The 12,259-nt window shown below is 38.3% G+C and carries 9 protein-coding genes; all 9 read right to left on the bottom strand.

Going from position 1 to position 12,259, the window contains the following annotated elements:
• Positions 1–872: COX15/CtaA family protein (locus tag E1140_RS05735; protein WP_155180117.1), on the bottom strand; the 872-nt coding region annotated here is incomplete at its 3' end.
• Positions 862–2,739 (bottom strand): cytochrome c oxidase subunit I, encoded by a 1,878-nt coding sequence (locus E1140_RS05730; protein ID WP_155180114.1) that lies wholly within the window; start codon positions 2,737–2,739, stop codon positions 862–864. The genes E1140_RS05730 and E1140_RS05735, both read right to left, overlap by 11 nt.
• Before the next feature lie 11 nt (positions 2,740–2,750).
• Positions 2,751–3,815 carry a cytochrome c oxidase subunit II gene (locus tag E1140_RS05725; RefSeq protein ID WP_155180110.1) on the bottom strand — a complete coding sequence of 355 codons (1,065 nt, stop codon included), beginning with the start codon at positions 3,813–3,815 and terminating at the stop codon, positions 2,751–2,753.
• 27 nt (positions 3,816–3,842) lie between these two features.
• Positions 3,843–5,201, bottom strand: a complete 1,359-nt coding sequence (locus E1140_RS05720) for a quinol:cytochrome C oxidoreductase (protein ID WP_155180107.1) — start codon at positions 5,199–5,201, stop codon at positions 3,843–3,845.
• A 42-nt stretch (positions 5,202–5,243) separates the two neighbouring features.
• Positions 5,244–5,912 carry a c-type cytochrome gene (locus tag E1140_RS05715; protein ID WP_155180120.1) on the bottom strand — a complete coding sequence of 223 codons (669 nt, stop codon included), beginning with the start codon at positions 5,910–5,912 and terminating at the stop codon, positions 5,244–5,246.
• A 16-nt stretch (positions 5,913–5,928) separates the two neighbouring features.
• Positions 5,929–6,459: a DUF3341 domain-containing protein gene (locus tag E1140_RS05710; protein ID WP_155180104.1), complete on the bottom strand. Its 531-nt coding sequence runs from the start codon at positions 6,457–6,459 to the stop codon at positions 5,929–5,931.
• Positions 6,459–7,826, bottom strand: coding sequence for an NrfD/PsrC family molybdoenzyme membrane anchor subunit (gene nrfD / locus E1140_RS05705; RefSeq protein ID WP_155180100.1), 1,368 nt, complete (start codon positions 7,824–7,826; stop codon positions 6,459–6,461). The genes E1140_RS05710 and nrfD overlap by 1 nt, the downstream gene beginning before the upstream one ends.
• Before the next feature lie 34 nt (positions 7,827–7,860).
• Positions 7,861–10,929, bottom strand: a complete 3,069-nt coding sequence (locus E1140_RS05700; RefSeq protein WP_155180097.1) for a TAT-variant-translocated molybdopterin oxidoreductase — start codon at positions 10,927–10,929, stop codon at positions 7,861–7,863.
• A gap of 39 nt (positions 10,930–10,968) precedes the next feature.
• On the bottom strand, positions 10,969–12,259 hold a 1,291-nt coding region (locus tag E1140_RS05695), incomplete at its 5' end, for a c-type cytochrome (protein WP_343034155.1).

Here is a 12,259-nt window from a genome sequence, read left to right as displayed (position 1 = left end):
ATCTTTGATTCAAACTTCATTTTTAAAAGCTTATACATCAACAAGCCATGAAGAATAAGTACTACCCATGAAAAAGAACGGTGTATAAAAAACTCAGCTCCTAGATTCTGAATCCATTGGCCACGCTGACTATATTGTAAAGATGCCGCCACACTATCAATGGCCTCTCTAACTTGAGTCCCAAATACAATCTGTATGGTCAAAACCAGCATGCAGGCTATTAACAAATATGAAACAGTTGATCTTGAATCAATTTTAACCAATAAATCCGGGTTTGATCTAATTACAATCCACGATAGCATAGCTACTATAACTAAGGCCAAAAGCATATGAATTGTTACCATAAAAGGAATCAAATTTGTAGACACCACCAGGGAGCCTATCCAGCCTTGAAAAATGACAAGTATTAATGTCGCTAAACTTGTATAAAACAGCTTTCTGTCAGATCTAAAAAACTTGGTCGATAAATAAACAGTGACAATAATAAAAAGGCCTATTAGCACACCTACAAGTCTATTTACATATTCAATCCAGGTTTTTACAGGATTAAAATCAGCTTCCTCCAAAATAGATTCATCATTCAAGATATCTGAAGCCAGATTGTTAAACCCTAATGTCTGTAGATAAACTGCCAACTTTTGATTTTTCTTAGCGCGTTTGTTTGAATATACTTCCTTATAATCAGAGGGCAATTCGGATATTGAAGTTGGAGGCACCCAATTACCAAAACACTTAGGCCAATCAGGACATCCCATACCAGAACCGGTACTTCTTACTATACCACCAACGAGTATTAGAAAGTAAACAGAAATAAGAGTAAGTAGGCTAAATCTTCCAAGCCTACTCAACTCTTTATCTGTGTTATTTTTCATCTATTACAATAGACTTTCCGCTACCAGCACCTTCCAGTTTGATCAAATCATTCTCTTCATCAAGATTTGATTCAGGAGTTTCAGAGAATGGGATATGCTGAGGAATAAAATCATCTTTAGCACCAGGCTTACTGTAATCATATGGCCATCTGTAAACTGTTGGAATTTCTCCAGGCCAGTTACCATGTCCTGGATTAACAGGAGTAGTCCACTCTAAAGTAGTAGACTGCCATGGGTTAGCAGGTGCTTTTCTACCTCTCCATATGCTGTAGAAGAAGTTGAATAAGAATATAAACTGAGCTGCCAATGTTAAAATAGCAGCAATACTTACCAGCATATTCAAATCAGAGAACGAATTGAATGCATCGAAGTTTGTAAATGAATAATATCTTCTTGGATAGCCCGCTATACCAATGTAATGCATTGGGAAGAATACTAAATACACTCCAACAAATGTCAACCAGAAATGGATATAGCCAAGCTTGGCATCCATCATTCTTCCAAACATTTTAGGGAACCAGTGATATACACCGGCCATCATTCCAAAAAATGATGCACTACCCATTACCAAGTGGAAGTGAGCAACTACAAAGTAAGTATCGTGTAATTGAATATCAATAGCAGCGTTACCCAAATGAATTCCTGTCAATCCTCCTGAAATAAAGAAGGATACTAACCCTATAGAAAATAACATAGCAGTAGTGAACCTAATGTTACCCTTCCAAAGCGTAGTGAGGTAATTAAATACCTTTACAGAAGAAGGTACTGCTATTATCAATGTCAATAACATGAACACAGATCCTAAGAATGGATTCATACCTGTAACAAACATATGATGAGCCCATACCACAAATGATAGAATTGCAATAAATAGCATTGAACCAATCATTGCTTTATAACCAAATATTGGTTTTCTAGAATTTGTAGCTATAATTTCAGATGTAATACCTAATGCTGGAAGTAATACGATATATACTTCCGGGTGACCTAAGAACCAGAACAAATGCTGGAATAAGATAGGGCTACCACCTTGATTAGGCAAAGCCTCACCATTAATATAAATGTCAGATAAGTAAAAACTTGTACCGAAACTTCTATCAAAAATCAGTAGCAATGCTGCTGAAAATAATACTGGGAATGATAACAAACCTATAATGGCTGTTAAGAAGAAAGCCCATATTGTCAATGGCAACTTAGTGAAAGACATTCCTTGTGTCCTTAAGTTAATTACCGTTGTAATATAGTTTATACCTCCAAGTAATGTAGAAACAATGAACAGCGCCATTGCGGTCAACCACAATGTCATACCTAGACCTGACCCGTTAACAGCTTGTGGCAATGCACTTAATGGAGGATAAATTACCCAACCACCTGAAGCAGGCCCTGTTTCAATAAACAAAGAGGTTAACATGATTACACTAGATGCAAAGAAAAACCAGTATGACAGCATGTTCATGAAACCTGATGCCATATCCCTTGCACCAATCTGTAGAGGGATCAAAAAGTTACTAAAAGTACCGCTAAGCCCTGCTGTTAATACAAAGAATACCATGATGGTACCATGCATTGTAACAAGAGCCAAGTAGAATTCTGGATCAATTTTACCTTCTGCAGTTATCCATTCTCCAAGGATTGGTTTTAACCAACCTAATTGTGCTTCTGGAAAACCAAGCTGAAGTCTGAATATAACTGATAATGCACCACCAATCAATGCCCAAATAATTCCTGAAATCAGGAACTGCTTGGCGATCATTTTATGATCAGTAGTGAATATATAATGCGTCCAAAAATTGGTGCTGTGGTCATGATCGTGCTCATGATCATCGTGATGTGTATCTTCTGCAATATGTATATCTGCCGTAGCCATATTATATTATCTTAAAATGATGCTTCTAATTCGTTATTTTCAATGCCAGCCTTAATCTTAGCTAACTCTCTCTTGTCAGCAGGAATCTGCTCTAAGAAATCAGGATTAAGCTTTAGCCACGTTTGTTGCTCAGCTTTCCATTTTTCATAATCTTCAATCTCATCAACAACTACTGTCATTTTCATTGAAAAGTGACCTCTTCCACAAATTTCAGTACAAGTAAGGAAATAGTTGAATTCTGGATCACCAGTTTCATCTCTCATTTCCTGAGTTGTCTTAGTTGCAATAAACTTAAAACGTGTTGGCATACCAGGAACTGCATCCATCTTAACTCTCTGATAAGGCAAGAAAACACTATGAAGTACGTCTCTCGCTCTAATGTTCAACAACACTTCCTTACCTTTTGGAAGGTGTAGTTCCAGAGGAGTAAAATCATCATAAGAATTTTCGTCAGTAACATCAATACCAAACAAGTTACCAGACTGATCATCAATCAATTGATAATTATAATTTCCAAGCTGATTATCCTTAACTCCAGGGTATCTTGCTGCCCATGCAAACTGGTATCCCATCACTTCAATAACCTCTGCATCCTCAGAAGCTTCACCTGTAATATCATTCCATGCTTTAAGGCCTGTAAATACTAAACCAACCAAAACAATAGCAGGCACTATTGTCCATATCATTTCAAGTTTTGTATTGTCAGGAAAAAACTTACCTCGCACCCCTTCTTTGTATTGGTATTTATAACTAAACCAAAACAATAGAACATTGGTAAGGACGAAAACCACTCCTGTAACAGCGGTTGTTATCCAAAAAAGCTGATCCGTTAACATGCCATGCTCAGAAGCAACAGGCAATGTGTATTTATCAAAATATGTCCATGAGTACCAGAACATGAACGCCAATCCAGCAACCAGGAAAATCATCATGAGTGCCGCATTCACTTTATTACTAGTACTTACGATCTTCTTATCCGTACCCTTAACTACATTAACTAGTGTTCCTATTCTGAATAAAGTGTACAGAATAACCAGAAGAAGCAGAACACCTACAGCAATTATAACTTCGAACATATTATTTTAATTTATCTCTTATTTTAATTAAATGTGGTGATGTAAACTCTCTTGTAACATTGGGTGGTTTTTGGCAAACAATGGTGCCTTGGCCAAATTAGATAATGTTACAAATAAGAATGCTACTCCAAAGATCATAGCCATTCCAATTTCTACGAACCCGAAAGTTCCATCTTTTTGCATTACTCCTGGAGTAATCATCAAGTAAAAGTCGAACCAGTGACCTACAATAATTATAGGCATAACTACTTTCAACATTGACATATGTCGCTTCGCATCTCTTGTCATCAACAACAAGAAAGGAAGGAAGAAGTTTAATATTAAATTAAGGAAGAACACCCATTTGTACTGGCTGGCTCCAAGTCTTTCAATAAAATAAACTGTCTCTTCAGGAATGTTAGCATAATAGATCAACAAGAACTGAGAGAACCAGATGTAAGTCCAGAAGATGCTAAATCCAAAAACGAACTTACCAATATCATGCAAATGGTTTGAGTTGATAATAGACAAGTAACCATTCTGCTTAAGTACTACTACTATTAAAGTAATTACTGCAAGGCCATTAACCCACCAGCTGGCAAACACATACCATCCAAACATAGTACTGAACCAGTGAGGATCAATAGACATTACCCAGTCCCACGCAGCAATTGAAGAAGTTACTGCAAAAATCACTAAAAATATAGCTGAATACTTACGAGCTGTATACCAGTGTTTAACATCACCATCTAAGTCCTCTGCAAGCATTTCCTTTTTGATCCACATGAAGAACATGATCCAAAGACCGAAGAAAACTACTATTCTAAGAACATAGAAAAGTGGGAAAGACCCAATTTCTAATGGCCAGTACCACATTGCGGCCTTACCCTGTATAATCTCATCTCCACCTTCAGCAACTGGTGCATACAAACCTGCACTTGTCCAATGGAATACATCATGATTAACAACAAACCATGAGATTAACATCAAACCTCCTGCAATCGGAAGCCAATGTGCCATTGCTAAAGGAATTCTTTTCATTCCAGCCGACCAACCAGCTTGAGTCGCGTACTGTATAGCCACAAAGAACAAACCAATGATTCCTAATCCTGTAAAATAGATATTGTTAATCCAAAGGTTAGTAAAAAGTCTTTTTAACCAAGGTGCACTACCGTGATGCTCTCCACCACCATGCGCTTCCTCAGCGGCATGCTCAGGTCCTTCTTCCAGACTAGCTGTTAGATCAGTTTGAGATGTAATTGTATTTATTGCGTGCTCACCTTCTTCAGCATGTCCACCAGACATTGATGAGATAGTGCCAACTACTAATAGAACGATGCCTATTACACCCACTATCATTAGGGTTTTCTTTGCACTAGCGGTAAATGAAAATCTTTCTTCAGTCATTTGCTATTCGATTTACTATTCTTCAATTACTCTTGTGAGCACTTATTTCTGTAACGTTTTAACATATTTGGCGATCTTCCATCTGTCTTCAGGGCTAACCTGAGAACCATGAGCTCCCATCAATCCTTTACCCCAGGTAATAACATGGAAAATGTGACCTTCTGATACTCCTTTTAAAGCATCACTTTTAAGGTTGGCTACACCAGCAAACACTGGTAATCCATCAGGATCACCCGCACGAGGGCTAGCTACAAGTCCATCACCAGCACCTTTGTCACCATGGCAATGTTCGCAATATCTGTTATAAAGAATTTTTCCATCTTTAATAGCAGCCTCAGCCATTGTACTATCGATAGGACTAACCATAACTCTGGCGGCTAGCTCCAAACTATCCTTAGGGATTCTGTATGGCAGATATCCATTTTTATTTCTAGCAACAGTATTAGCCGGAGGGGTTCTCATCGTCATTCCATTCTTATTCAATGGATTAGAATTGTAATACTCTCCATGACCATCGCCAGTATTATTTAAAATCTGTGCTGCCTCTCCTGCTTCTTCATCAGTTATCTGAGATAATGGCTCGTAAGGAACAGAGTGATACATGTTTGGCGCATATTCTAATCCCTGATTTTCACCACCAGCTCCACAGCCAGTAAGTGCAACTCCTAGGGCTACAACAATCGCGTAATTAATATTTCTATATATTTTCATGCCTATCTGAAAGTTCTTATTCTTCAAAATCTTTATCATTGACCTCACTGGCACCACTGCCCTGAATGATCTTTTTAATCTCATCCTTGCTCATCTTGTTTTTAGCAAGATCAATAGCCATCACGTGCTTATCATCAGTAATTCTGATATCATAAATCCTTGGCTTCTTATATGGTTTCAGGTCACTCACAATCATGAATGTCCCTACCATACCAAGTGCTGATAACAGAACTGTTAGTTCGAAAGTAACAGGAATAAATGGCGGTATAGAAAAGAAGTCTTTACCTCCAATAATCATTGGCCAGTCAAAACCTAGCATTCCAATTTGCATTGTCAAAGCCAATGTTGTTCCTAACAAGCCAAACATAAAGGCTGCTTTTGGAAGTCTGGTCATTTTATAACCTAAAGCTCCATCCAATCCGTGAACCGGAAATGGAGAATATACTTCGTGAATCTTAACTCCGCTCTCTCTTACCTTGCCTACAGCATCTAAGAGAACATCTTCGTCTTCATATACTCCTAAAACAAAGTGTTTATTACTTTCCATTATTTCTTCTCTTTTAAAGATGATGACTTGATGATACTTTTTACTTCTGCCATATTGATTACAGGGAAGAACTTAGCAAACAATAGGAAAGCAGTAAAGAATAAACCGAAGGTGAACAGATATACACCTACATCATAAAATGTTGGATAGAACATCGCCCAACTAGATGGTAAAAAGTCTCTGTGTAGCGATGTAACGATAATAACGAATCTTTCAAACCACATACCGATGTTCACCACAATCGAAAGAATGAAAGTTGCAGCGATATTGGTTCTGATACTTTTAACCCAGAATAACTGAGGTGAGATAACATTACAAGTCATCATAGTAGCGTATGCCCACCAGTAAGGACCAAATGCTCTGTTAATAAATGCATATTGCTCAGCTTCAACCCCAGAGTACCAAGCGATAAAGAACTCAGTGATATAAGCTATACCTACAATTGATCCTGTAATAATGATTACAATGTTCATCAACTCTATATGGTTGATAGTGATGTAATCCTCCAATTTGAATACTTTTCTTGTTACAAGCATCAATGTTAATACCATGGCGAAACCAGAGAAAATCGCTCCAGCAACGAAGTATGGAGGGAAAATTGTAGTATGCCATCCTGGTATAACTGATGTTGCAAAGTCCATTGATACAATGGTGTGTACAGAAAGAACAAGTGGTGTTGCCAAACCAGCAAGAATCAAAGCAACTGACTCGTATCTTGACCACGTTTTAGCTGCACCATCCCAGCCAAAGCTAAGTGCACCATATACCGCTTTTGATATTTTGTTTTTAGCTCGATCTCTAATAGAAGCAAAATCAGGAATAAGACCTATGTACCAGAATACTAATGAAACGGTAAAGTATGTACTAATTGCGAAAACGTCCCAAAGAAGTGGTGAGTTAAAGTTTACCCATAACGAACCGAATGTGTTTGGTAGCGGTAAAGCCCAGTAAAAACCTAACCAAAGACGACCCATATGAAGTGCAGGGAACATAGCAGCACAAATAACAGCGAAAATTGTCATCGCTTCTGCCGCTCTGTTAATAGACATTCTCCACTTCTGTCTGAATAATAAAAGGATAGCTGAGATCAGCGTACCAGCGTGACCAATACCTACCCACCATACGAAGTTGGTGATATCCCAGGCCCAGCCAACGGTCTTATTAAGACCCCAAACGCCTATACCTTGCCATAATAAAGTTAGTACCGCATAAGCTCCAATACCCAGAGCAGCCAAAGAAACGGCCATTCCCAGCATCCAGGATTTGGTCGGTTTCCCCTCTACCTGTCTACAGATATCTTCCGTTACGTCATGGACGGTCTTGTTACCGGTTACTAGCGCTTCGCGTACGGTTGAAGTAACTTGCATATTTTATAATTTAATTAGGTCTTTAATTGTTTAATTATGCTTCTTCTTTGTTTCTGATCTTAGTCAAATACGTCACATTTGGCTTAACTCCAATCTCCTCAAGTACATGGTAAGCTCTTGGCTCGCCAATTTCCTTTTCAATAATGTAGTCAGCTTTTTCTGTGTCTTTGATTTTCAATAATTTGCTAATTCTGCTGTCCTTATCGTTCATATCTCCGAACATAATAGCATCAGCAGGACAAGCGCTAGCACAAGCTATATCTATTTCTCCATCCTTCGGTCTTCTATTTTCCTTCTTAGCTTCTAGCTTGCCATATTGAATTCTCTGAATACAAAGAGAACATTTCTCCATTACACCTCTAGAACGAACAGTAACGTCAGGGTTCAATACCATTTTACCCAAGTCATTATTCATTGCAGTGTTAACATCTTCAAACTGAGAGTTATCGTGGTATTTAAACCAGTTAAATCTTCGCACTTTATAAGGACAGTTGTTAGCACAATATCTCGTACCAATACATCTGTTATAAGTCATTTGGTTAAGACCTTCAGTACTGTGAGTAGTAGCGGCTACCGGACAAACAGTCTCACAAGGTGCATTATTACAATGCTGACACATCATTGGCTGGAATGTCACTTCCGGATTAGCAGCAGCTACTTCCATTGCCTCCAAATCACCAGGCTGCGCATCACTGCTATAATACCTGTCAATTCTGATCCAGTGCATATCACGTCTGTTGATAACCTCCTGACGCCCTACAACTGGAATATTATTTTCTGACTGACATGCTACATGACATGCACTACAACCAGTACATGAGTTCATGTCAATCACCATACCCCAATGATGATTTTTATATTTGTGACCTTCCCACAAACTTAAGTTTCCAGAGTTAGTCTTTCCTCCTTCTTCTGCCCATGAAGATACCATTGGCTCGTATCTTCCTGCCTTAGGATTCTTTTGATATTTACTAAGAATAGATTCCTGTACTACAGTTTCTCTACCCATGTAAGTCTGGTGCGTTTGTGTCTGAGCAATCTGATATAGTTCATCAGATTTAGCTACAGTAACAGCTCCTGTATATCCCAATAAAGGAAACACATCTTTACCTCTTCCATTAGCTACTTTACCAGCACTTGTTCTTCCGTAACCTAAAGCCACGCCTACTGTACCTGGTGCCTGCCCTGGTTGAATCAAGATAGGAAGTTCAACTGAAACTCCACCGGCTGTAAGCGTTGCCATGTTACTCTTTCCTTCGAAAGCCGTAACTCCATTGGCATTAGCCCAGGCTTGAGAAACAGTTAGGTAGTTATCCCAAGTAGATTTAGAAACGGGATCTGGCATCTCTTGTAACCAAGGGTTGTTGGCTTGAGAACCATCACCAATACCTACTTTTTGATAGATCGCTAACTCTAGCTCACCACCTTTAACAGAAGTAGCTTGAGAAGCAGCTGCATTAACATCACCAGCGAATTCTAAAGAAGCAACTTCTTCTTCACTAGCAACCTCTAATACACCGCTGTATAATGTTTGATCCCAGAATGTGTCAAAGCTTCCGCTGAATGCCATATTCTGTTTCCAGTAATTTCTTAAATACGTATAGTAATCACCTTCAACACCTGCCCATCTCATTAAGCTCTCCTGAGCCTGACGAGTTTTAAAAATTGGAGTGATAGTAGGTTGACTTAAGCTATATGAACCTTTCTTAGGCTCTGCATCATTCCAGCTTTCAAGGAAGTGATGATCAGGAGCTGTATAATCAGCAAGAATTGCCGTTTCATCTGGTCTGTCTGATGTAGACACTTTAAGAGAAACTTTACTTAATCCTGCTTTGATATCTGCCCCAGCTTTATGATTGTAAACCGGATTACAGTTTAAGAATATAACACCCGCTACTCTACCACCTTTAAGATCAGCAACGAATTTGTCCATAGACTCATCATCACCCTGACGGTAATTAGCAGATTTATTTAAATCGATAGTCGCACCATAATTAGCCAACATCGCATTAATACCATTAACGAGTGTCTGGATCCCAGCATTATTAGAACCAGAAACAACAATCGACTTGCCTTTAGCTTTAAGCAAATCAGCTGCCGCTTTATCGATATGATCAAACTTACCGGCACCACCTACAGAAGAACCTCCGGTTTTAGAAGCTATTGCATTATAAAGTGCTGCAACGGCTTTACCTTCCTCAGAAGGTTTAATTGGAGTTCTGTAATCTGCGTTAGATCCAGTTAATGACAAGTTAGATTCAAACTGATAATGACGAGACATTGTCTTTTTGCCATCACCTAGTTTTCTTGTTTTGCTATATTGTTTTGTGAATTCAACCGGTGAAATCCAAGTTCCTAAGAAATCGGCAGCAAAACTTACTATTACATCTGCTTTGCTGAAATCATAAGAAGGAAGTGCTTTTACTCCAAAAGATGCCTCATTGGCCTTAAGCATACCTGATGCTGATATCGCATCGTAAGTTACATGCTCAGTATTTGGATATTTAGCTTTAAATTCTTCAATTACATTTTTAGTGGTTGGGCTAAGAATAGTATTAGAAACAATTCTAATCTGGCCACCCTGAGCTGCAATAGCTCCCAATTTTGTGATTACCTCTTTATCTATAGTAGACCAATCAGTATTTTCAGTGCCTGCTTTAGGACCTCTTAATCTTTCGTTATCATAAAGTGATAAAACAGATGCTTCTACTTGAGCATTAGTACCACCTTGAGAGATTTTAGAAAGCTTATTACCTTCTATTTTGATAGGACGCCCTTCTCTAGTTTTTACAACGATACTGCAGTAGTCACCTCCACTGGCATAAGTTGATGCGTAGTAATTAGGTACTCCCGGATCAACATCCACTGGCTTGTTAACATAAGGAATTGCTTTTCTGATAGGAGCCTCGCAAGCTGCTAATGAAACTGCTGCGATACCGAAACCCATCATTTTAAGAAAATCTCTTCTACTGCTTCCTTCTCCCTCATCGTTCTGATTGATAGGCAAAAACTCAGGAAACTCCTTGTCTGCGTGTTTTACAAATTCAGGATCGTTAGATAATTGCTCAATACCCTTCCAGTATGTCTTTTTATTATCTTTCATCATGTTTTTTATATCGATGTAATCTTAGATTCTTATATATTAATAGTGGCACTTAGAACATTCCAAACCGCCTATATCTTCAACTTTCAGTGCCTCTTTGCTTCCTTCATCGTGAAGCTCCACTAACTTATCGTAGTATTCATTTCCTTTAGTATTAACATCTGTCTTTCTGTGACAATCAATACACCAGCCCATAGTTAATAAAGAGTGCTGTCTTACAACATCCATCTCTTCAATAGGTCCGTGACAGGTCTGACACTCAATACCACCAACCTCTACGTGTTGAGAGTGATTGAAATATGCCAAATCAGGCAAATTATGAACCCTTACCCATTCTATAGGCCTATCATTTTCAATAGCAGCATAAATTTTCTGAATCTCGGGAGACTCAGTTTTTACTGCACTGTGACAGTTCATACAAATGTTTGGAGAAGGGATATTTGCACTCTTACTTTTTCTAACACCTGTGTGACAGTAATTACAGTCAATTTCATACTGACCAGCGTGAATTTTATGAGAGAATGCGATTGGTTGCTTAGGTGCATAACCAATTTGAACTCCAACAGCATATAGATTATTGATAACCACTTTGAAAGCTATGGCCGCAAAAAGGAAAATTACTATAAAGATAAATGGCTTGCTTTTCACTAATCCATCAAGACTTACTGTTGGATTAACAATGGCCTTATCATCCTCATCAAGGTCATTTCTTTGATTAAGATACTTCTGAAGTATAGTTGTAATGAGTATTAAAACAACAAGAATCAATACCAAAACAATGATAAGACCAACCATGATGGCATTAATATATGTAGAAGCAACTCCAGTTTCACCTGGTGTTTTGGGATCATCAACTGCTGGTCCAGCAGCAACAGTAGGATTATCCGTCTCTTGTTTTACATATGCTAAAATTGACATCACCTGATCCCTGTCAAAAGAAGGGAAGGCTGTCATTTGAGTTTTATTGTATTCTTCGTAAAGCGCAACTGCATATTCATCTCCACTACCAATTACTTTAGAAGAGTTATTTACAAAGCTCACTATCCAATCTATAGAAGGAGCACGGTTGTAAACATCTTGCAAGGCAGGTCCAACAAGTTTTGCATTGACTCTGTGACAAGTTTTACAGTTACCATCGAACAAAGATTTACCAGCACTAATGATTGCCGGATCTGTAGGAATATCACCCTCCTGAGCAAAAGCCGCAGGCAAAATAGAAAAATAAATAAGTCCTAGTAGAGTGAATGATAAGAAAACGCGCGTTAGTGATCTTTTTTGCGTCATGTTAATGTGTAGTTTTAAAAACAGATAAAGCAACAGTGCTGTACCC

Origin of the sequence: Fulvivirga lutimaris, assembly GCF_009711525.1 — a bacterium.
Classification (GTDB): domain Bacteria; phylum Bacteroidota; class Bacteroidia; order Cytophagales; family Cyclobacteriaceae; genus Fulvivirga; species Fulvivirga lutimaris.
The sequence above is the reverse complement of the archived record's forward strand: the minus strand, read 5'-3'. Positions and strand labels throughout refer to the sequence as shown.

What these genes read in the sequence shown, in the direction of transcription:
- E1140_RS05700 (WP_155180097.1), bottom strand. Translation starts at nt 10,929, where the DNA reads ATGAAAGATAATAAAAAGACATACTGGAAGGGTATTGAGCAATTATCT.
- nrfD (WP_155180100.1), bottom strand. Translation starts at nt 7,826, where the DNA reads ATGCAAGTTACTTCAACCGTACGCGAAGCGCTAGTAACCGGTAACAAG.
- E1140_RS05710 (WP_155180104.1), bottom strand. Translation starts at nt 6,459, where the DNA reads ATGGAAAGTAATAAACACTTTGTTTTAGGAGTATATGAAGACGAAGAT.
- E1140_RS05720 (WP_155180107.1), bottom strand. Translation starts at nt 5,201, where the DNA reads ATGACTGAAGAAAGATTTTCATTTACCGCTAGTGCAAAGAAAACCCTA.
- E1140_RS05725 (WP_155180110.1), bottom strand. Translation starts at nt 3,815, where the DNA reads ATGTTCGAAGTTATAATTGCTGTAGGTGTTCTGCTTCTTCTGGTTATT.
- E1140_RS05730 (WP_155180114.1), bottom strand. Translation starts at nt 2,739, where the DNA reads ATGGCTACGGCAGATATACATATTGCAGAAGATACACATCACGATGAT.
- E1140_RS05715 (WP_155180120.1), bottom strand. Translation starts at nt 5,912, where the DNA reads ATGAAAATATATAGAAATATTAATTACGCGATTGTTGTAGCCCTAGGA.